General features: G+C 39.5%; 20 protein-coding genes. 11 read left to right on the top strand and 9 right to left on the bottom strand.

Annotated elements, in window-relative coordinates; translation table 11 throughout:
• The first annotated feature begins 116 nt into the window (after positions 1-116).
• The 4 genes from H6G79_RS17715 to H6G79_RS17700 all read left to right on the top strand — a co-directional run bounded on the left by H6G79_RS17715 (position 117) and on the right by H6G79_RS17700 (position 7,508).
• Entirely contained in the window at positions 117-2,744 is a 2,628-nt protein-coding gene (locus H6G79_RS17715) for a response regulator (protein WP_313933926.1), read from the top strand.
• A gap of 21 nt (positions 2,745-2,765) precedes the next feature.
• Positions 2,766-4,520, top strand: coding sequence for a response regulator (locus H6G79_RS17710; protein WP_190590232.1), 1,755 nt, complete (start codon positions 2,766-2,768; stop codon positions 4,518-4,520).
• An 815-nt stretch (positions 4,521-5,335) separates the two neighbouring features.
• Positions 5,336-6,631, top strand: a complete 1,296-nt coding sequence (locus H6G79_RS17705) for a HAMP domain-containing sensor histidine kinase (RefSeq protein ID WP_242048427.1) — start codon at positions 5,336-5,338, stop codon at positions 6,629-6,631.
• 49 nt (positions 6,632-6,680) lie between these two features.
• Positions 6,681-7,508 (top strand): response regulator, encoded by an 828-nt coding sequence (locus H6G79_RS17700; RefSeq protein WP_190590233.1) that lies wholly within the window; start codon positions 6,681-6,683, stop codon positions 7,506-7,508.
• A 46-nt stretch (positions 7,509-7,554) separates the two neighbouring features.
• Here the strand turns inward: H6G79_RS17700 and H6G79_RS17695 are convergent, their stop codons facing one another.
• Positions 7,555-7,878, bottom strand: a complete 324-nt coding sequence (locus H6G79_RS17695) for a DUF3082 domain-containing protein (protein WP_190590234.1) — start codon at positions 7,876-7,878, stop codon at positions 7,555-7,557.
• 178 nt (positions 7,879-8,056) lie between these two features.
• Here H6G79_RS17695 and H6G79_RS17690 point away from each other — a divergent pair, with 178 nt between their 5' ends.
• A complete protein-coding gene (locus H6G79_RS17690) occupies positions 8,057-8,347 on the top strand; it encodes a hypothetical protein (protein ID WP_190590235.1) in 291 nt (96 codons plus the stop codon).
• Between the two features lie 177 nt (positions 8,348-8,524).
• Here H6G79_RS17690 and ispE read toward each other — a convergent pair whose 3' ends face one another.
• Together ispE and rsmA are read right to left on the bottom strand one after the other, a co-directional pair.
• Complete coding sequence (ispE, locus tag H6G79_RS17685) at positions 8,525-9,472, bottom strand: 4-(cytidine 5'-diphospho)-2-C-methyl-D-erythritol kinase (RefSeq protein ID WP_190590236.1); 948 nt, start codon at positions 9,470-9,472, stop codon at positions 8,525-8,527.
• The gene (gene rsmA, locus H6G79_RS17680; RefSeq protein ID WP_190590237.1) at positions 9,465-10,307 is read right to left on the bottom strand and encodes a 16S rRNA (adenine(1518)-N(6)/adenine(1519)-N(6))-dimethyltransferase RsmA; all 843 of its coding nucleotides are present in this window, start codon (positions 10,305-10,307) and stop codon (positions 9,465-9,467) included. Before rsmA ends, ispE begins: the two co-directional genes overlap by 8 nt.
• Before the next feature lie 495 nt (positions 10,308-10,802).
• On the opposite strand from rsmA, the gene H6G79_RS17675 reads away from it, so the two are divergent.
• The 4 genes from H6G79_RS17675 (at position 10,803) to H6G79_RS17660 (ending at position 13,768) form a co-directional block, all read left to right on the top strand.
• Positions 10,803-10,961 carry a hypothetical protein gene (locus H6G79_RS17675; RefSeq protein ID WP_190590238.1) on the top strand — a complete coding sequence of 53 codons (159 nt, stop codon included), beginning with the start codon at positions 10,803-10,805 and terminating at the stop codon, positions 10,959-10,961.
• A gap of 223 nt (positions 10,962-11,184) precedes the next feature.
• Entirely contained in the window at positions 11,185-11,562 is a 378-nt protein-coding gene (locus H6G79_RS17670) for a hypothetical protein (protein WP_190590239.1), read from the top strand.
• A 93-nt stretch (positions 11,563-11,655) separates the two neighbouring features.
• Positions 11,656-13,452 carry an SUMF1/EgtB/PvdO family nonheme iron enzyme gene (locus tag H6G79_RS17665; RefSeq protein WP_190590240.1) on the top strand — a complete coding sequence of 599 codons (1,797 nt, stop codon included), beginning with the start codon at positions 11,656-11,658 and terminating at the stop codon, positions 13,450-13,452.
• 190 nt (positions 13,453-13,642) lie between these two features.
• Positions 13,643-13,768 carry an SUMF1/EgtB/PvdO family nonheme iron enzyme gene (locus tag H6G79_RS17660; RefSeq protein ID WP_190590407.1) on the top strand — a complete coding sequence of 42 codons (126 nt, stop codon included), beginning with the start codon at positions 13,643-13,645 and terminating at the stop codon, positions 13,766-13,768.
• Between the two features lie 251 nt (positions 13,769-14,019).
• Here the strand turns inward: H6G79_RS17660 and H6G79_RS17655 are convergent, their stop codons facing one another.
• From H6G79_RS17655 to H6G79_RS17630, 6 genes are all read right to left on the bottom strand, one after another.
• Entirely contained in the window at positions 14,020-14,370 is a 351-nt protein-coding gene (locus H6G79_RS17655) for a hypothetical protein (protein ID WP_190590241.1), read from the bottom strand.
• 128 nt (positions 14,371-14,498) lie between these two features.
• Positions 14,499-14,786: a GIY-YIG nuclease family protein gene (locus H6G79_RS17650; protein ID WP_190590242.1), complete on the bottom strand. Its 288-nt coding sequence runs from the start codon at positions 14,784-14,786 to the stop codon at positions 14,499-14,501.
• Between the two features lie 107 nt (positions 14,787-14,893).
• Complete coding sequence (locus H6G79_RS17645; RefSeq protein ID WP_190590243.1) at positions 14,894-15,274, bottom strand: type II toxin-antitoxin system HigA family antitoxin; 381 nt, start codon at positions 15,272-15,274, stop codon at positions 14,894-14,896.
• Between the two features lie 229 nt (positions 15,275-15,503).
• Positions 15,504-16,019 carry a GNAT family N-acetyltransferase gene (locus H6G79_RS17640; protein ID WP_190590244.1) on the bottom strand — a complete coding sequence of 172 codons (516 nt, stop codon included), beginning with the start codon at positions 16,017-16,019 and terminating at the stop codon, positions 15,504-15,506.
• Positions 16,012-16,287 (bottom strand): DUF1778 domain-containing protein, encoded by a 276-nt coding sequence (locus tag H6G79_RS17635; protein WP_190590245.1) that lies wholly within the window; start codon positions 16,285-16,287, stop codon positions 16,012-16,014. Before H6G79_RS17635 ends, H6G79_RS17640 begins: the two co-directional genes overlap by 8 nt.
• A gap of 228 nt (positions 16,288-16,515) precedes the next feature.
• Complete coding sequence (locus tag H6G79_RS17630) at positions 16,516-17,160, bottom strand: sporulation/spore germination protein (protein WP_190590246.1); 645 nt, start codon at positions 17,158-17,160, stop codon at positions 16,516-16,518.
• Positions 17,161-17,281: 121 nt separating this feature from the next.
• On the opposite strand from H6G79_RS17630, the gene H6G79_RS17625 reads away from it, so the two are divergent.
• Together H6G79_RS17625 and H6G79_RS17620 are read left to right on the top strand one after the other, a co-directional pair.
• Positions 17,282-18,760, top strand: a complete 1,479-nt coding sequence (locus H6G79_RS17625; protein ID WP_190590247.1) for an integrase — start codon at positions 17,282-17,284, stop codon at positions 18,758-18,760.
• 135 nt (positions 18,761-18,895) lie between these two features.
• A complete protein-coding gene (locus H6G79_RS17620) occupies positions 18,896-22,282 on the top strand; it encodes a PAS domain S-box protein (RefSeq protein WP_242048424.1) in 3,387 nt (1,128 codons plus the stop codon).
• The last annotated feature ends 3 nt before the right edge of the window (positions 22,283-22,285 follow it).

Raw genomic sequence — 22,285 nt, 5'->3', positions numbered from 1 at the left:
TTACTTGTATAACTCTTTTACAGCTTGGACTTTTGCCACCAATTACTGCTAATTCTATATAAATTATACTGGATTTATTTCTGCTATTCTAGCATAGCTACTCTGGGAGAGCCAATATTTTTATCTTAGAATTAGAACCACGCTCACATACACAAAATAGTCAATTTTTTGGTTATTGTCATCTTTTAGAACAAACAGTTTCCCAAATAACCAATGCTAAAAATTCCCTAGAACTATTTCAAATTATTGTCAAAGAAGTCAGAAAAATTACCCAATTTGATCGGGTTATGCTCTATAGATTAGAAGCAGACTACAGTGGAGTTGTGATTGCCGAAGATAAGCTCAGTCATCTCGAAAGTTATTTAGACTTACATTATCCAGCTTCAGATATTCCCGCCCAAGCCAGACAACTTTACTACGAAAAATATTTACGCTTAATTCCCGACATCAATTATCAGCCAGTCAAGTTAATTCCCTCTCATCCACTCTTAGATTTAAGTACAGTAACATTAAGAAGCGTTTCACCCTGGCATATAGAATATTTGCAGAATATGGGTGTCACCGCAACTTTGTGTATTTCCCTGATCAATCAAAATCGGCTTTGGGGGATGATTGCTTGTCACCATCATACACCTAGAAATGTTGATTATGAAATTCGCAAAATTTGTGAATTTATTGGGCAGTTTGCCTCAGTTCAATTAATCAATCAACAAGAAAGAGAACTAAATTTTTACCGCCAAAAAGTTAAAATAATTCAAGAACAACTCAGACAAGCATTATCTAATAAGTTAGACTATATTGGCAATGTTTTTAAACGCAACAAATCTAATTTGTTAAACTTAGTGCAAGCTCAAGGTGTTGCCATATTATTAGAAGAACAATTAACTTTAATTGGGCAAACCCCCTCCGAAAGTGATATCCGAAAGCTAATAACCTGGCTTGCTGATCAACAACGACAAGAAGTTTTTTATACTGACTCATTACCACAACTCTATCCTCCGTCCAGAAAATTTAAAAATAAAGTTAGTGGTATTCTCGCCATTTCAATTTTCCTGAATCACAGGTCTTATCATATTATTTGGTTACGCCCTGAGCAAGTCCAGACTGTGAATTGGGCGGGGAATCCGCAAGCATCAATTTCTCTAGCTACAGATAATACTTTACGTCTGACTCCTCGTAAATCATTTGAACGGTGGAAACAAACAGTTAAAAATAAATCCTATCCCTGGCAAGCATTTGAAATTGAAGTTGCACAGGAAATGAAGAATAATTTGATGTTAGCAGCTTTAGAATTTTCCCATGTAGCACTTCAGCAAGCAGCCGAGCAAGCCGAAATTGCTAACCGTGCCAAAAGCCAGTTTTTAGCTAAAATGAGTCATGAATTGCGTACACCACTCAATGCTATCTTAGGTTTCACCCAAATTATGACTCGTAATAGCTCTTTGTCGCAAAATGACCGAGAACATTTAGACATTATTAGTCGTAGTGGTGAACATTTATTAGCTTTAATTAATGATGTTTTAGAAATGTCAAAAATTGAAGCGGGGCAACTCACTTTAAATGAAAGCTACTTTGATTTATATCGATTAATTTTTTCAATTCAAGAAATGTTTGCCCTCAAAGCTTCTGATAAAGGAATAAACATCATTACGGAGTTTAGTCCAGAGGTAAATCAATATGTTTGTGGTGATGAAGGTAAACTGCGACAAATATTAATTAACTTACTGGGCAATGCCATTAAATTTACAGTGGTTGGTTATGTGGCGCTGCGAGTTTCCTATGCTAAATATGCCAAAGAATCGGGTAAGGTAATTGTAGAATTTGTGGTAGAAGATACTGGCCCTGGCATTACCACCGAAGATTTAGAGTTAATTTTTGAAGCATTTGCACAAGCTAAAGGTGGCAGACAATTTATGCAAGGTACAGGCTTGGGACTAGCCATTAGCCGTCAGTTTGCCAGATTAATGGGGGGCGATGTTCACGCTCAAAGTATCTTCGGCCAAGGCGCAACTTTTACTTGTAGCGTGCAGATGACTATCGCCGAAAAACTGGATGTTTTACCTGCTACCCAAGTTACTAGGCGAGTTATTAGTTTAAAACCTGGTCAACCTCGATATCGAATTTTAATTGTTGAGGATGTTTTAGAAAATCGGCAGTTAATGGTAAAGCTGCTGAAATCTGTCGGTTTTGAGGTCTGTGCAGCCGAAAATGGTCTGATGGCTGTTGATATCTGTAAAGCTTGGCAACCCCATCTAATTTTGATGGATATACAAATGCCTGTGATGAATGGTTATGAGGCAACTAAACAAATTCGCGCTCATAATCAAAACCAAATTTTAGCAATTATCGCGTTGACTGCCAGTGCTTTTGTTGAAGATAGAGAAGTGATTTTACAAATAGGTTGTGATGATTTTGTGGCTAAACCTTTTGAAGAAACCGTTCTGTTGGAAAAAATGGCACAATATCTCGGCGTGCGCTATGTTTATGCGGAAAATCATCAGCCAAAATTCCCAGAATCCAAACATCAATCACAAAAATTAACAACCTCTGATTTGGCAGATATGCCAGCAAGTTGGCTGGCTCAAGTTTATGAAGCGGCATTAATTATTGATGATGAAAAGCTTTATCAACTTTTCCAAGAAATTCCTGCCAGTAAGTATCAACTTGCAGAGGCTTTAAAAGATTTAGTTGATAATTTTCATTTAGAGACAATTATTAATTTGCTAAAAGATATTTTAGATTAATTAAAATTAAACCAATAAATTATGTCTTTATCAAAATTGACAATTGATTCTGCTTTGATTTTACTCATTGATGATACACCAGATAATTTGCGTTTATTAGCAAAAATCCTGGAAGCTCACGGATTTAAGGTAAAAAAAACTGTCAGTGCTAAGATGGCAATTCAAGCTGCACAGCTAGAACCACCTGATTTGATTTTACTTGATATTAATATGCCAGAAATCAGTGGGTATGAAGTATGTCAACAATTAAAACGGCAAGAAAAAACTGCTAATATTCCTATAATTTTTATTAGTGCGTTAGACCAAATTACAGATAAAATTAAAGCTTTTGAACTAGGTGGAGTAGATTACATTACTAAACCTTTTCAAGAGTCAGAAGTATTAGCGAGAGTGCAGAATCAGTTGATTATTTATGAGCAGCGAAAAATGCTCTTGGCGCAAAACAAACACTTACAGCAAGAAATTCAAGAACGTCAACAAGCACAAGCAGCTTTGCAAGAACTGAACCGATGTTTTGAACAACAAATTATCCAACGGACTGCGGAGTTACAAAGATCACTAGAGTTTGAGGGAAGATTAAAACGTATTACAGATACAGTTCGTGATAGTTTAGATGAGAAACATATTTGGCAAGCAGCAGTGGCAGAGTTGGTAGTTGGTTTAGAGCTAGATTGCTGTTATGCAACTATTTGTACCAATGATTTAAAAACTTGTGCTGTTGCCTATGAATATAACAAAGATAGTGAGCCTGACTGGGGAGTGACTTGTATTAAGCAAATAAAGAGTTGGGTGGAATTCCCCACAACAATGCGGACAAAACACAGTACGCAATTTTGCTGGTACTTTCTCAACGGTGAGGATAAAGTTGAGCGAAAATATGCAATTTTATTATGTCAAATTTTTGATAATCAAAAAACTCTGGGGAGTTTGTGGTTGTTTAAATCAGCAGCCAAAGCCTTTGATGAACTGGAAGTTAGGTTAGTTAAACAGTTAGCAAATCAATGTGCGATCGCACTCCGTCAAGCTCGACTTTATCAAGCGGCTCAAGCACAAGTTGAAGAGTTACAAAAGCTCAATCAATTAAAAGATGATTTTCTCTGTTCTATCTCTCACGAATTACGCAATCCTATAGCGAATATTCAATCATTTATCCAATTACTAGAAACTGAATTAACAAATGTAAATCATCATAATCCCAAGATATTGCAATACTTAACAATTTTACATGAAGAGTGCCAAGGTGAACTCCAGTTAATTCAAGATTTACTAGATTTGCAGTATTTAAATGCTGAGTTTTATCCCTTACAATTGACGACGATTAACTTGGGTGATTGGATTCCCTACAGCATCGAAGTATTTATTATTCAATCTCAACAACAGCACCAGAATGTGCAAATTCAACTACCTCCTGATTTACCATTGCTAACTACTGATATATCTAGCCTGAGTCGCATTCTGCGTGAGTTGGTTAAAAATGCCTGTAAGTACACGCCTGCGGGAGAAACTATCACAATCACTGCTTCCCATCAAAATAATCACCTGCATCTTTGCGTGATTAATTCTGGTGTAGAAATTCCTGAAGCTGAACTATCTCGCATTTTTGATAAGTTCTACCGCATCCCCAATATAGGACATTTAACGTCTGGCGGCACTGGTTTGGGGTTGGCATTGGTGAAAAAACTCGTAGAACATTTGGGGGGTTCTATCTTTGTGGAATCGCACCCAAGAGAAATTTGTTTTACTTTGGTTTTACCGTTGCTGACGGAATCTCAATAATTATTGAGGTGAGGAGACAGGCTGTTGAGTCTGTATTTCATAAAGTTTTTCTATCTCCGCAATCAGAGGAAAATAATAACTCTCTACTGTTTTGAAGAAATACCAATAATGCAGGGGTATTACATGATCTGAAAAATCATCAATGTTTGACTCTCTCTGCGATTTTTTTGTCAACAGAATTAATTTTATGTGTTTTAAAACACATACAAAATTATTTCTTTTTATTTCTTAAGATAGATGTATATGTTGTTATTTGCCTATTTTAGTGCTTATTTTAGCTGATTCATCAATTTATTTATATCTAGAGGCAGATGATTATGCTGATTATTTTATAGTTAGATTCCCTAGGGAGTAAAATTTGAAAAATTAAATATTCTATGCACAAAACTAGGTAATAAATTTATGTTAGTTTACAACACCTTCGTTATTCTGGGATTTTATTTGAGTCTATTCATATTCAAAATTGTGAGATAAATGTATAGTTTTTAGATTTAATCTCTTACTAATTATTGACTTGGTGAGTAAGCTGAGATATCTAATACTCTTTGATAAAAAACAAGCTATTTATACTGCGGCTGGCTACTGAATTAGTAGTCTAAATGAAGTTGACTTTATATTATCTATATAAAAAAAATACTTTTTAGTAAGCAATATTTTTTTATATCAAGAAAGTAAAAGTGATATCCTTTTATTGGTAGAATATTTTTAAATAAATCAGCAATTTCAATTAATTTTTAATTTCCACTTCAGCTATTGCCATCTATTCAGGCTATTTATATAGCTTGATTGTCAACTAGTTAAAAGGAGTGCGGGATATGCAGACTGACGGTTACACGTTAGTTAGTTCCATCTTTAAATTAGTACATAAACCACAATCCGAGTTGACATTTGTCGGTCAAGCCTGGGAATTGAACTACATTTTTAGGTGTGAGAGTGATGAAATATTAGAACTAAATATGCACAATTTAATTGCGGAATTACAAGAAATTAATAAACATTTACAGCAAGAAGTGTTAACCCTGAAGCAGAAAACATCGAGTTTAGAAAAATCGGCGACTTTACTGCGGTATATTTTGGAGTCAACGGTTCATGGCGTGATTGCAGTTAGTTTAGAGGCAGATATTGTTAGTGTGAATCAACAATTCATTGAGATGTGGCAAGTTCCCAACTCTCTGACAATATCAAGGAATAGCGTGCAATGGCGAGCTTTTTTGGAAAATCAACTGAAACAGCCGCAGTTATTACGTGATTCGATGTGGGAGATGCGGTGTGATTTTACAGGCGATCGCTACGATATTTTAGAGTTAAAAGATGGTCGAATCTTCGCGCAATACTCCCAACCGCAGAAGCTAGAAGAAAAAATTATTGGGAGAGTCTGGAGTATTTGGGACATTTCCGAACTTAGCCAAGCTGTAGAAAAATCACAACAACTCGGCGAACTGCGATCGCAATTTTTATCTATGGTGTCTCACCAATTACGTACACCGCTAAATATAGTTTCATTTTCTAATAGCTTACTCAAAAAGCACATCCATGTATGGACAACTGAGAAAACCCTACCATTGTTAGGGCGGATTCAAACAGCCGTCGAGCAACTGAGCAAAATGTTAGACGACATTTTGTTATTTGCCAAAGCAGAAACGGCTAAATTACATATCGAGGCTCAACCACTGAATTTAGTACAGTTTTGCCATGAGATAGTCACGCAATTTCATACTTGCTATAGTCAAAACAAAATTAATTTTGATAGCCAAGGTTCCTGCTGCACTACTTTCATCGACAGAAAATTACTAGCGCCGATTCTGAAAAACTTGCTCGACAATGCAATTAAATATTCTCCATCAGGTGCGGTGGTAGATTTAAAACTTTTCTGCGAACCAGAGAAGGTGATTTTCCAAGTTGTAGATAGAGGTATTGGTATACCCATCGCAGAACAACAGCGACTATTTGAGCCGTTTTATCGAGGTAGCAATATTGCTCATCTACCGGGTACTGGACTAGGACTATCAATTGTGAAAACTCTAGTTGACTTACATGGTGGTCACATTGATGTGAAAAGTGAAGTTGGTGTAGGCACAACTTTTACAGTTATTTTCCCCTCCATGAAATGAAAGTTTTGAATGAGTTTTTTAACCTGCCACAAATCCTAATGATGAAACAATGATGCACACAATTCTAGTCATTGAAGATGATGCTGTTACTCGCAATCTCTTTTTAGAAAGTCTACAAGCTGAGGGTTATGAAACCATCGGCGCAGAAAATGGTCGTATTGGTATCCAGTTAGCACAAGAGAATTTACCTGATTTGGTCATCTGTGATATCTCGATGCCGGATAGGGATGGTTATGATGTTTTAAATGATTTACGTCAAGACCCACTCACAGCAATTATTCCGTTTATGTTTCTCACTGGTAGCGATACTAAAGATGCTTTGCGTAAAGGTATGGAGTTGGGCGCGGATGATTATCTTACCAAACCTTTAACGGTGGAGCAATTGTTGAGGGCGATTCAAACCCGGTTAGAAAAACAAGCTTTGCTTAGGTATTGGTACGCGACTCAATCACAACCTATACCTGCAAACGTGACTGTCTCGGAAACACCAAAGTCTATTTTCCCATCGGTTCCCCAACTCAAACAAGTTTTTGACTACATCGAAGCAAATTATCACCAAGGAATTACTTTAGCGAAAGTTGCTGAAGCGGTGGGTTACTCCCGTGCTTATTTAACTAACCGTGTCGCCAAACAAACAGGAGAAACTGTCAACGGCTGGATTTTGAAACGGCGGATGATGGCGGCGCGTTCTTTACTCAAGGATACCAGCCAAACTGTTGAGCAAATTGCTTTGGCTTTGGGTTATCAAAATGCTTGTCACTTTTCTCGCCAATTTCGCCAGCATCATGGCATACCTCCCAAATATTGGCGAAAAAAGCAGCAGCTTCTTAATACTTGCACTCAGTTGGAAAAGTGCTTGCATGTGAGTCAGAGATAGTATGGCGGAAGGGGAGACAAGGGAGACAAGGGAGATAAAAGTTTATTTAGTTGCTTTTTGGTTTGGCTGAGAACTGCTGTATTAATAGTTGCACAGCTAGAGCGATTAAACCGATCGCTACTATCCCAAATATGCCGCTACCTAAAGCAACTATCCCCACAACTAAGGTGCGTACCGCAGAGCTAATCTTGATGACGAGTTCATTTTGAGAATGGAGTGGTTTGCTGGCGAAGTTAGTAGCGATCGCAATCATCAGCGAATATAAAGTATATGCTAATCCACTAGAAATGATTGCGCCTGTAATGCAGCGCAGTGGTGATACTTGAGTTGGTGTTGTGGTTTCTTGGGGTGTGATATTTTGGTCACTCATACAATCAGAAAAATTCCATCGCGTCTCAGCTATGTCCACAATTGTATCTTGCTTGCTGCATTAATCTGAATATACCCATACAGACATATCTGAACTGCCCCAATATCAGCAATTAGATACATTGGGCTGGGATGTGTCTGAATGTTTTAATTGGATTAAACAACTCCCAGCGAAAATTATGGACAATACATTAGTCGATAAAACCTTCCGTGATCGCAATGGTAATATTGTCATTGCTCAAATGCCAAACTTACCTCTGATTGTGTGGTTTGTCACAAGTATATTGTCGCTAATTTTTTCGACTGGGAAAATCCATCTAGTGTTTGATACCCTGGCGACTGGCTCTTTGTTTACTTGGGCTTGGCTAGAATTGTTTGAAGGTGTAAATTATTTTCGCAGAGCTTTAGGACTTGTTGTCTTGCTTGGTATTGTTGCATTCAAAGTTCAGAATCAGTTTGGCTTAGTTTGAACAAACACTTTTTACTTTTTACCGTACTGAGTGCTGAGTAAGAAAAAGAGGAAGGAAGCACTTTCGCACTCGGTAAATTCCCCGTCCCTTGTGGGTGGAATCTTATAATCAGGAGAAGGTTGATACCACGATGAATTGTGGACGGTCTTTCAACTCAGCACTCAGCACTTTCACTTTTTAAGATGTTATCTGAATGCCGTGTGTAATGGTGTGAGTCACAAACAATTCTAAATCTTCGTCGGGAATTGTTTCTCTGATAAATTGTTTGACTGCTTGTGCTTGGGGTTCCGACTCGACAATTGCAAACACACTCGGCCCAGAACCAGACATCATAGTTCCGAGAACTCCTGGTTGAGTTGCAAACAGTTCTCGCAGTTGCATGACTTGAGAATAAGCAGGTAAAACTACACGCTCTAAATCATTGTGCAGTTTTTGAGCAATTTCTGTTGCATCTTTACGAACTATTGCTTGGACTATTTCACCGGAATGAACTGCGGCTGCACGCGCGGCTAAATCTTCGGTGTCTTTGAGATATGTATGACCAAATTCTTGACGATAGGTTTTGTATGCCCAAGGGGTAGATACTTCTAGGCTACGATATTTCGCCAATACTATATATATATGATCTAAATTTGGCAGTGGTGCGAGTTGTTCTCCTCTACCTGTAGCGATCGCTGTTCCACCTGCGACACAAAATGGTATATCTGAACCTAAAGTAGCACCCAACTCTTCAATTTCGGTTTGAGTCAGTCCCAAGTTCCACAATAAATCTATCCCGACTAATACCGCCGCCGCGTTTGTGGAACCTCCCGCCAACCCAGCCGCGACGGGAATATTTTTCTCTAATGTAATTTCCACTCCCCCATATTTCGCCGCCGCTTCGGGAAATTGTTTGGTCATTAATTCGGCGGCGCGATATACGAGATTAGTTTTATCGGTGGGGACTTGGGGATGGTTACAGTGGACGCGAATAATTTGTTCACTGATGGCGCGGACAGAAATTTTGTCGGCGAGGTCGATGCTTTGCAATATCATGACTAACTCATGATAACCATCAGCGCGATCGCCAATGATTTCCAGATACAAATTAATTTTGGCAGGAGCGATGAGGGTGTAACTACGCATCTTGAGTGCTGAGTGCTGAGTTAAAAGTGCTGAGTAGGTTACTCAGAGTGACCCATTGCTGAGTGCTGATTTCTTCAGCCCTAGCTTGGGGATTTATTTCTAATTGTTCCAGTAATTGGGTCAGGCGATCGCGGTCAATTACAGATTGCAAGTTGTTCCGCAACATTTTGCGCTTTGACCCAAAACCTAACTTTACCAGATTCTCTAATCTGCGTGGGTCGTTAGCTAAAGTTTCTAGTTGACGCGGACGCAACCTAACAACTGCTGAGTCTACTTTTGGCGCTGGGTAAAATGCACTAGCTGGAACTGGACAAATTAACTCACATTCTGCTAGATACTGCACCCTAACTGATAAAGCGCCAAAGGTTTTTGACCCAGCTTTAGCATACAATCTTTCTGCTACTTCTTTCTGAATTAATAGCACGATGGAATCGAATGGTTGGGGGTTAGGATTGGCGATTGTTCCTAATAGTTTTTCGATGATTGGCCCAGTAATATTGTAAGGAATATTCGCCACTACTTTATTCGCATTTTGAAATTTGGGAAACGCTGTTAAATTCGCTGCTAAATCTAACTCCAAAAAATCACCTTGTAATAATAAAAAATTCTCTTTACTTCCTAATTCTTTGACTAATAACTTACATAAATCTCTATCAATTTCGACTGCTACTAAAGCTTCTACCAAAGGTAATAAACGCCGAGTCAAAATGCCTGTACCCGGCCCAATTTCCAGGATGCGGTCATTTGTACTACAATCTGCCGCCTGCACTATTGCGTTGAGTACCTTGTCACTTTTGAGCCAATGTTGAGCAAAAACCTTGCGCGGTCGTACCATCTATTTTTCTTGTCCTGTAATGTTTTGAGCGTTTAACGAAAAATCCATTTCTTACTTTTTGCTTACTTTTAAATGTTGTTTTTTATAACGGATAGTAGTTTTTAGATTGACATTACAAAATTTTTGTGGTATTGGTTGATGTTCAAAAGCTATCTCCCGTAGGTTGGGTGGAGCGACAGCGTAACCCAACAAATGATACGCCGAAAAAGGCACAATTTCTCAACTACAAAAATGAACGCTGCAATTTAAATTTATCGTGTTGCTTTTGATATCTGTTGTGCGTCTCCAACGCCACCTACAAAGATTAATCTTTACTGCAATTTTTTTAGATGATATGAAAATACCTCTCGGTAATAAATTAGAAGCATTACAAGGTGACAGATAAGGTCAGCATAGTATTAGACTTAACAAGCAATATCGAATATGTTTTGTGTGGACAAATGAAGGAGCTTGTGAAGTAGAAATAGTAGATTATCATGATTGAGGTACACATTCATGAGAATACCTAAATATCGTCCTCCTAGTCATTCTGGAGAAATTTTACTCAAAGACTTTCCTGAACCACTAGAAATATCGCTAACTGAACTGGCTCAAGCAATGCACTTACCCAGAAAGAACAAGTTACTTGATGATTTATCTTACGAGAAATTATAGCGATCGCACTTCATCATCACCAGTTACTCTACAGGGTATCAGCGTTAGACTTCCATATTAGCTAAATCTGCATTCGATAAAACAGGTGTACTGAAAGATCCCCGACTTCTCAAAGAAGTCGGGGATCTGAAGCATCACTAATAATCTAATGTAAAATCTCTCCGTGTTTCTACGTGATACAAAATATTTATGCGAAAATGCTAAATAAAAACCGAGCATAGATATGTCAGACACACCACCAGACAGCATTTTGATTGTCACCGACGACGTAGCGCCAATTACCATTCCTGACGGGACAAAAGGCGGAATTAACAACCCACGAGGCTGGGGAGACGAAGCCAAAGAACCTAGCAGCACAAAAGGGGATGCGGTTCCCGTCTCCGCGCAAAAATTAGAACAGAACATGACTCAGTTCTTGCAACTAGTAGGACGCTTGTTTAGTCGTGCTGAACAGCAAGCAAGTTCTAAAATGCAGCTTGAGGAAATTGAACTATCAGTAGAAATTAGCGGCGAAGGGGAAGTTAAGTTAATTGGTAGCGGTGCAAAAGCCAGTGGGAAAGGTGCGATAAAGCTGACATTCAAGCGACAAGAACCAAAGTAGATGGCGAAAAATTGGGCGATGCCTTCGGCAACCCGAAGCGGGAACGCAGTTGGCATTAACCAGTATAATTATTTGCAACCGCGAAACTAAAGCATGGCAAAAAATTGGGCGATCGCAGTTGGCATTAACCAGTATGATTATCTGCAACCGCTAAATTATGCCAAGCGGGATGCAGAATTAATCCAGCAGTTTCTTCGCACCGAGGCGGGGTTTGAGAAGATATTTTTCTTCAGCGATGACTCGCCTGATATTGGCGGAAAATCAACTCGTCCCACCCGTGCAAATTTGCGGCGCGTCTTTTTAGAGTTATTTAATCAACCCTTCATGGGTGCAGGTGATAACTTTTGGTTCTTTTTTAGTGGACATGGGATGCGTCATGCTGAACGTGATTATCTCATGCCTTTGGATGGGAACCCCGCAGACATTGAAGAAACAGCCATACCCATTAACTTTGTCACCGAACGGTTGCGGCGCTGTGGTGCTGATAATGTTGTGTTGATTTTAGATGCTTGTCGCAGTTTGGGGACTCGTGTGGGTGAAGGTATAGGAAGACAGACGGCTGAGGAAGCACGTCAACAAGGAGTGATTAGTATATTTTCCTGTAGTCCGCAGGAATATTCTTATGAAATTGAAGCACTGCAACAAGGTGCATTTACTACGGCCTTATTAGAAGGGTTGGGAGTTCGGGGACAATGCGCGACTGTGGAGAGGTTAAATCAGTATCTCAATTTTCGTGTGCCGGAAATTGTGCGTCAGCATAGGAATGCACGGCAAACACCTTATATAATTGCGGAACCTGTAAATAAATCGCACCTCATACTTGTACCGCGATATGCAACCTTGGCGGATATTGCGACTTTGAAAAATGATGCTTATCAAGCAGAAGTCAACAGAAATTTAGATTTAGCAGAACAATTATGGATTCGCGTTTTAGCTGCTGCTTCGGGAAATGATAGAGATCCAATTGAAGCAATTAAAAGAATTGAGCGTTTACGCTGGGAACGTCCACAACAACCTTTACCACAACCTATTTCTACTGCTGAACAGTCTACTAAAGGCACATCTACTGTTGAAAGAAATTTCTTAAAAACCTTTCGATTTGAAACGGTGACGGTAGACGCAACAGGTAACATCACCAACCGCCGCAACTGCGAAGCAAAATATTTTGAAGAAGACTTGGGAAATGGTGTCACCTTAGAAATGGTGCAGATACCAGGGGGAACCTTTATGATGGGTTCACCGGAAGGTGAGGGAGACTCCGATGAAAAACCACAGCATAAGGTAAGAGTTCCTGAGTTCTTTATGGGGAAATATGCAATTACTCAGGCACAGTATCAAGCAATTATGAGCGAAAATCCTTCCTATTTCAAAGGTGAGAAACGACCTGTAGAAACTGTGAGTTGGGATGATGCGGTAGAGTTTTGTAAAAAGTTGAGTGAAAAAACAGGACGCACTTATCGGCTACCCAGCGAGGCGGAATGGGAATATGCTTGTCGTGCAAATACAAAAACGCCGTTTTATTTTGGGGAAACCATCACCCCAGAATTAGTTAACTACAACGGTGAATATCCCTACGGCGCTGCACCCAAAGGTAAAAATCGAGGGGAAACAACAAATGTCGGAATATTTCCAGCAAATCCCTTTGGTTTATATGATATGTGTGGTAATGTATATGAATGGTGTCAAGATGTATATAACGAAAATTACCAAGACGCACCGGAAGATGGAAGTGCGTGGTTAACTGGTAAAGATAATAACACAAAGCTGCTGCGTGGCGGTAGTTGGATCTCCTATGCCAGGTATTGCCGTTCTGCCGTCCGTGACTGGGATACGCGCGTGCTTCGTTACGCCTATGTGGGTTTTCGTGTGGTGGCGGTTGCTGTGGCGTGAGGATTCCTTGCCCTTTGCACTCTTCCCCTTTTGCTCTTTGCACTTCTTATTCTTTTCCCTTCTTCCCCGCCGTCAGGCGGTAAAAAATTTTTTCAAAATCTGGTGTCTCGATATCAAAACTATTATACACTACATTTAACTCAAATTTCTCACCTGTTGAGAATTTGGGCATGGGGCTGGTCGATTTTAGCTGCTGCGTGGCGGTAGTTGGAACAACAATGCCAGGAATTGCCGTTCTGCCAACCGTAACAGGAATACGCGCGAGAATCGTAACAACAATGTGGGTTTTCGTGTGGTGGCGGTTGCTGTGGCGTGAGTACTCCTCAAAGTCAGAGTCGGTAAGTGGGAATTTATCGAGCGTACACCAAGGAGTCCAGACCTGAACCAGCGAGGAAGGCGACAACCTCCAAATATAAAACCGAGTCGGATAGCTTGGTAGGCTGCAAGGTCGAACAGTTGTCCGATTCAATAAGATTCTGTCATGGCGAGGCGACGAAGCGATCGCAAGAATCATAATACCAACGAGGGGATGAGATTGCTTCCCGTTGGTCGCAATGACGCACACTGTCATGGCGAGGTAACGAAGCGATCGCAAGAATCATGAAACCAACGAGGAGATGAGATTGCTTCCCTTCGGTCGCAATGACAGTGAACTGATGATGTCATAATAGAGCGATCGCACATTCTGTCATGGCGAGGAGGAACGACGAAGCCATCGCCAGAATCATGAGACCAACGAGGGGAGGAGATTGCTTCCCTTCGGTCGCAATGACAGCGAACTGATGATGTCATAATAGAGCGATCGCACATTCTGTCATGGCGAGGAGGAACGACGAAGCCATCGCCAGAATCATGAAACCAACGAGGAGATGAGATTGCTTCCCTTCGGTCGCAATGACAATGAACTGATGATGTCATAATAGAGCGATCGCATATTCTGTCATGGCGAGGTAACGTAGGCGTAAGACTTCCCGCAGGGTAGCCATCGCAATAGTCATGAAACCAACGAGAGGAGGAGATTGCTTCCCGTTGGTCGCAATGACAAGTTACAATTCACTATATAAATCTTTCCATTCTTGATTAATACTATTAACTAAATCAATTTTATTTTGCCTAGAACCTGCTTTAATTTGTTTTTCCTTACTAATCGCTGTATAGGCATCTTCAAATATTTCATAATAAACTAACTTATTAATATTGTATTTTTTCGTAAATCCTTCCACTAACTTTTCTTTATGTTCATACACTCTTCTTTGTAGATTGTTGGTCATTCCTGTATAAAGCACAGTGTTGTATAAATTAGTCATAATGTATATGTAATACTGTTGGGTCATTTATCATTCTCGATTGGGAAAAAATGACTATAGTACTGTGAGTGTAACTTATCTTAGTGCGATCGCCTCTCCTGTAGGTTAGCTGAAACGTAGTGTAACCCAATAAATCAAGCTGAATTTTTGTGGAGAGAGTATGGCTGAATCAATACCTCCGCCGGAATTCCCAAACAGGAATGCAAACGCCGAATCATATCTAGTGTTAGTGGTTGCTGGCGATGCAAAACAAGAGCCACTTCCCCACGATTTCCAATAATAGACTCTAAATCCTGCCAAGATAACCCACGGGATTCAAGATAATATAAGATTGCCTCAATCGGGTCTGGTGGAATGATGGGATAATGTTGCTGTTCATAAACTTCCACCAAAGTTGTTAAAACTTCCAAGCGATCGCATTCTGGTGTATTCTGTTGGGCATCAAATAGCCGTGCAATTTCATCAAGCACTGCACGATAATCAGCTTCATTTCGGATAGGGCGGAGTTCCAGCATTTACTTCACCTTTTTCCAATTATATCTGCGCCTCTACCGTAGGTTGGGTGCAGCGACAGCGTAACCCAACAAATGATACGCCGAAAACCGCGAAATTTCTCAACTACAAAAATTAACCCTGCAATTAGTGTTGGGTTACGGCGCAATTTAGATTTATCGTGTGACTTCTGATACCTGTTGTGCGCCTCCACCCAAACTACCATCATAAATACCTACAGGTACTGGGGAATCAATCAATTCCAAAAGCTGCTTTCCCATCCTTCACCGTAATCATCAATGTCATAGGTGCAACAGGTGAAGCAACAAAACCACATCTCTCGTAAAACTGCTTGGCTTCCTCAGACATTGCGTGAACAAGGATAGCTCTAATTCCCGCAATATTAGCAGCTTGTAATGTCCGAATTACTGCATCACGCACTAAAGCTCGACCAATTCCTTTTCCTTGCCAGTTAGAGTCTACAGCAAGCCTGCCTATTACCATCACAGGAATTGTATTTGGCATATTACGTCTAACTTTCCCTGGTGCAGTGGTATTCAATACACTACCATTAGCGAGACAATAATAAGCAATAACTTTTTGCTCAATTGTCACAACATAAGTTCGGGATGCACCACTAGCTTCGTTGTTTAATGCTCGTTTCTGCAACCATTCATCTAATTCTGCATTACCTGAATTAAAATCTGTTAACTCATGTTCTGGTTTAATTGGTTGGGGAGGCTGCAATATTTGATGAGATTCATTCATCCCAAGGCGCTTTTTCTGTTAGTAATTGACGCAGGTTTTCATTGACTGATGGTGGTGCATCCAAAATTGCCATAAACTCTTGGAATTTTTCATCATCTAAAACAAATAATCTGCGGTCTAGTAAAATTGCTTGGGCTTCTCGACAAGCAGTTTCTAGCATAAAATCCGAGCGATTTTTACCTAAAGCCTCTGCGGCTAAATCAATCAAATCTCGTTGCGCTTGGTGAGCGCGGATGTTGATGGTTATATTACGGTTTTGATTTTCCATATTCTCAATATATGGGTTTGTGTATACAATGTCAACACAAACAATGTGTAAGGAGAATTCAGAAATCAGGAGTCAGAATGCAGTGCGATCGCTTCTCATGTAGTAACCCAACAAAATAATACGCCGAAAACCGCAAGATTTCTCAACTACAAAAATAAGTCTTGGGTGGAGACGCAATCTTTATCTTGTACGCCTCCACCCATAAAAGTAAAGCAGAATCAAAAATAACTAAAGCACAATGTCTTCGCCCTTCTCTGTAAAGCGCACGTCTTTAATTTTCCATTGAGAATTACTCATCAAAGTTTTGCGGACACTTCCAAATAAAGCGAACTGTTCACAGCTAGAAAGTGAAGCTATTTGGCGCTTCGACTGGGGAGATAAACGCAAATCAACAGTAGCTACCCCATTTCGCACATTCACCCGGTAACCAGACAAACTAAAGTCGGCGGTGTCTCGTTCTTGGACAATTTTACCAATGGCGCTGGATACAGGTTCGGTGGCTGACACTTCCACCTTTTGGGGAATAAATTCTTGACATTGAACATCGCTGGTGTAGAGGGTAACTTTGACAGTGTTACTTGTCTCGGTTTTAGGCGCTGCTTCCAATGGCTCAACTTTTGTATTGCGGGGAGTAGCTTTAACAGTGTTACTTGTCTCAGTTTTTGGTGTTGCTTCCAATGGCTCAATTTTGGGATTTTTGTCTCGTAGTTGAGCCATACTAGGGCTTTGGCTAGGAATTGGACTAGGTTGAGCGGCTGTTGTTGGGGCTTGGTCATCAATTTTGCTGGCTGTTGGTGTAGGATTAGAACTACAACTGCCCAGACTGGCTGCGATCGCCACAACAATTAATGGAATTAAATATCTTTGACTCATAGTTGTACTGCCATACTCTCTTGTTTAACTTCAGTGTCATTGGTATCAATTCCGTATAAATTTGCCAATAGTATTGCTTTAATTCTTATACTCTGATTACTTATCTTCAAATTAGATCATCATGCCCAGGAACGCCACCAGCACCTACGACCCCCGTAAAGCTGAATGGGAGAGTATTACAATTGACCAATGGGAACCATCTAAATGGAAGCAGTGGAAAGCCAAACACCCTGCATCAGATGAATTTGCCAAAATTGAACGAGAATATTTAAGAATTAAATATGCCATTCAGCAAGCTAACTCAGCATTAAACTTAGAAAAAGTTAAAGTCAAACTGAAATTAACCAGTCATAAAACCATCGGCTTACAAGGGACATTTCCTTGTAGACCAGGTGACATTGGTAAACAAGGTAGTCCTAACAAACAATATACCATTTCTTGTGGATTTGCTGCCAATGATACCGGGCTGAAAATGGCAGTTTTAAAGGCGCGAGAACTAGACTTATTATTAATCACCAAACAATTTCAATGGACTGCTGAACTACTGGGTAAACAAGCCCAAAAAATTGAACCCACAGCCCCAGAAAAATCTACCAAACTCATCAGTGAATTAATTCAAGAATACGAGCGCCAATTTTGGAAAACTCATGAAAAAAACCGCCAAGGCATCCGCACCTGGGAAACTCATTATCTGCGCCATCTCAAAAAATTACCCCCAGACATTCCCATGTCTGCCCAAGCATTAGAAGCAGCATTAGAAAAGACTAAACCTAACACCTCATCGCGCTTTTTCTTAGTTTGGCAATTGAAAAAGTTTTGTGAGTTTTGCGGAATTACCAACTTTGCCACAATTTATAGTTACGCCACCCCCAAACCCCATCCCACACTGCGAAAAGTCCCCACCGATGAAGAGATTATTCAGGGATTTATCAAAATTGGTAGCCCATTATCAGTATATGCCAGTAAAGAGAACCTCACAGAACCAGAGCAATGGCAATGGGCCTATGGGATGTTAGCGACCTATGGTTTAAGACCCCATGAATTATTTGCTGTTGATATAGATGCTTTTATGGATACAGCTAACACCTTTCATTTAGTAAAATTAAATCCTAGCTTGACTGACGGGACAAAAACTGGTGAACGCAGTTGTGGTATTCCCCCCCTAAATCCCCATTGGGTAGAATTGTTTGATTTAAAAAATATTAAATTGCCTTATCATACAGGTACTTTGAATAATAAAACTGCAAAACTGCAAGTTAGATTTAGAAATGCCGAGGTCGGATTTAAACCTTACGATTTGCGTCATGCCTATGCAATTCGCGGTCATCGTTTAAGAGTGCCAATCAAAACAATGGCTGATTACATGGGGCATACAGTCCAAGAACATACAAAAACTTATCAACGTTGGATGAATGAAGATGCGAATTTAGCGATTTATCAAGAAGTAGTAATTCATCGACAAGGTACAACTAAAGAAGCTTTACAAGAAAGAATTAAAGAACTAGAAGCAGAAAACACAGCCTTGAAAGCTGAAAATGCGACTCTCAAAGGTTTATTGATTAAGCATCAATTGGGTGAATTGTTAAATCAAGAAATATAAGACGAAATTTCATCTTAGAAAGACTCAGATCCCCGACTTCTTCAAGAAATCGGGGATCTTGTTCTTGTTTGACTGAGATTGGGAAACATATAAGTTAAGTGCAATTCAGTTCCCTAACAGGCAAGTAACAAAACTATGGCTGGTAATCTGATAACTGTAGATAAAAATACTTACGACTCCTTGCAAAAAGAACTCAAGGAGTTGCGTCAGCTAGTTGTCCAGTATCAGCAAACCAACTTACATCCAGAAATTGCCTTAGAAAATAGTGACAGGTGCTTCAAAAATATTGCAGATAACCTATCTGGGGCAATTTTTCAATTCACGAACTGTAATGGTGTTTGGAAAGTAGACTATGTGAGCGATTTTATTTGGCAGCTTGCAGGTATCACAACCGCCACAGTGATGGAGGATATTAATAGCTTTTTTGCCTGTGTCTATCCAGAAGATTTTGATAGTTTTATCGCTTCAGCAACAACAGCCGTAGACAATTCTATCCCTTGGCACTACGAAGGGCGTTTGGTGAAACCCAATGGGGAAATTCGCTGGTTTCAAGGCGAATCAACACCCATACACCATGACGAAAACGAGATTATTTTCTGTGGTGTCCTTTTGGATATTACAGAACGCAAACAAGCAGAAGCCGCCCTCAAACAACTCAATGAAGAATTAGAAGCACAAGTCGATGAACGTACCGCCGCTTTACGTCAAAGTGAAGCTAGATTCCAAAAGCTGGCTGATAGTATACCGGGGATGTTGTATGAATTTCGGCTTGATGCTGATGGTAGTATATCTTTCCCCTTTGTGTCTTCGGGATGTCGTGAAATTGTGGGGGTAGAACCAGAACAACTTGAAAAAGATGCAACCTTGGGATTTGCAGATGTCCATCCTGATGATTTGGCTGGGTTGCAAGCTGCAATTATGCAATCTGCCCAAACTCTGCAAAAATTTCACCATAAATGGCGGGCTGGTCATATTTTTGGTCAACAGAAATGGGTTCGTGCTTCATCTCGACCAGAATTGCAAGCAGACGGAGCGATTATTTGGTATGGTTACTTGGCTGATATTACCGAAGCTCAACAAACCGAACAACAATTCAAAGAACAAGCCCAGTTTCTGCAAAGCATCTGGGAAGGTGTAGATTATGGTATCTGCGTTTTAGATGTTTTAGATAACGGTACGGAGTTTCGCTACGTTAAATTGAATCCTGCCATTCTTAACCTTAGTTCGATATCTCTGGAACCTTTGCTCGGAAAAACAATGGCAGAAGGGCTAAGTCCTGAGATGGCAGATTATTATCGTCAGTACTACAGAAAATGTGTCCAATCTCGCAAGACAATATTCTTTGAAGAATCTTTTGTAATCAATGAACAAGAAATTTGGTGGTTGTTAAATGTTACACCGCTTTTTGATAGTGAATCGCAAATAATTCAACTAGTTGTCACTATTACTGATATTACAGAACGTAAGCAAGCTGAGAAAGAACGTCAATTGTTTGTTTCTTTGATTGAAAATAGCGATGACTTCATTGGTTTAGCTTCTCTAGACAGAAAACTACTTTTTTTGAACGAAGCCGGACGAAAGCTGGTGGGATTGGACAATCAAGAAATTAGTAAAGACTTTAACGCTAATGAATTCTTTTGTCTGGAAGATAGAGAAGATTTACGACAACGGATTATTCCTACGGTGATGGAAAGTGGTAGATGGCAAGGTGAATATCGTTTCCGACATTTTCAAAACCAAGAACCAATTTTGGTTGATTACAGCATATTTGTCATCAAAAACCATGATACTGGTGAACCTGTGTGCATGGCAACGATTACCCGTGATATCCGCGATCGCAAACAAGCAGAAGCTCAATTACAAGAACAAGAACAATTTTTACGCACCATTTATGATGGGTTTCCCCACTTCATCTTTGTTGTCGATGTTTTAGAAAATGGAGAATTTCGATTTGCTGGATGTAATACAGCCGCAGAAAAAATGGTTGGCATTAATCATGACAAGATAGTTGGTAAAACTCCCAAAGAGTTACATGGTGAAGTTGAAGGTGCAGTTATAACTCAGCGTTATCAAAGCTGTGTAAATATTGGTGATAGAATTGAATATGAAGAATGTTTAACTTTTGATAGTCTAGAAACTTGGTGGTTGACTACTTTAAATCCCTTAAAGAATAGTGAAGGGATAATTTATCGGATTGTTGGCTCAACTTTGAATATTACAGCCCGCAAAAAAGCAGAAGCAGAACTACAAGCTAGTCAACATTTTATTCAACGCATTGCTGATTCTTCACCTCATTTACTATTCATTTTCGATTTAGAAGAACAACGCAATGTCTATGCTAATAAAGAAATTGCTATTGTGCTTGGTTACTCTATCGAAACTATTCAAGAAATGGGAGATAGCCTAGTTCCTACTGTTGTTCATCCTGATGACTTAGCGATAGTCATCCAAAATCATCAACAAATAGTTAATGCTAAGGATGGGGATATTTTTGAGGTTGAGTTTCGGATAAAAAGACAAAATGGTGAATGGTCTTGGTTCTACACAAGAGAAACTCCATTTACTCGCAATGCTGATGGCAAAGTTAAACAAGTATTAGGTGTATCAACTGACATTACTGAAAGCAAACAAGTATTCCTTCAATTACAACAACAAGCCCAAAATTTAGAAACCACTTTATTAGAACTGCAACGCACGCAATCTCAACTTATCCAAAGCGAAAAAATGTCTTCTTTGGGTAATATGGTTGCAGGTGTAGCCCATGAAATTAATAACCCAGTCAACTTTATTCACGCTAATCTAATTCCAGCCAGCGAATATACCCAAGATTTATTACGCTTAGTAGAACTTTATCAACAACATTTTCCTGAGCCGCCAGCAGAAATTCAAGCAGAAATCTCCCATATTGATTTGGAATTTCTCAAAACAGATTTAGTGAAACTACTTCAGTCAATGCAAGTCGGTACTCAACGCATCCGCGAAATTGTCTTATCACTGCGTAATTTCTCCCGTTTGGATGAAGCTGAATTTAAGCAAGTAGATATTCACGAAGGTATAGAAAGTACTTTAATGATTCTCCATAATCGGCTCAAATGTAAACCAAATCACCCAGAAATCATCGTTACTAAAGAATATAGTAAATTACCTCTTGTTGAGTGTTATCCTGGTCAACTCAATCAGGTATTTATGAATATATTAAGTAATGCCATTGATGCTTTAGATGAGGCTTTTGTCGGTGAACAAGGACAAATTTGGATTCGGACTGAAGTAGTAAATATAAACAGAATAGCTATTCGTATATCAGATAATGGTTTAGGAATTACTCAACCTGTAATTGCTAAACTTTTTGACCCTTTCTTTACAACTAAAGATGTAGGTAAGGGTACAGGATTAGGTTTATCAATTAGTTACCAAATTGTGGTAGACAGACATGGTGGCAAATTATATTGCAACTCAACACCAAAACAAGGTGCAGAATTTGTGATTGAAATTCCCATCACCCAACCCCAAAATCGTAAATAATGA

This window comes from Anabaena sp. FACHB-83 (genome assembly GCF_014697485.1).
GTDB lineage: Bacteria > Cyanobacteriota > Cyanobacteriia > Cyanobacteriales > Nostocaceae > Nostoc_B.
This window is presented reverse-complemented; position numbering and strand designations above follow the sequence as displayed.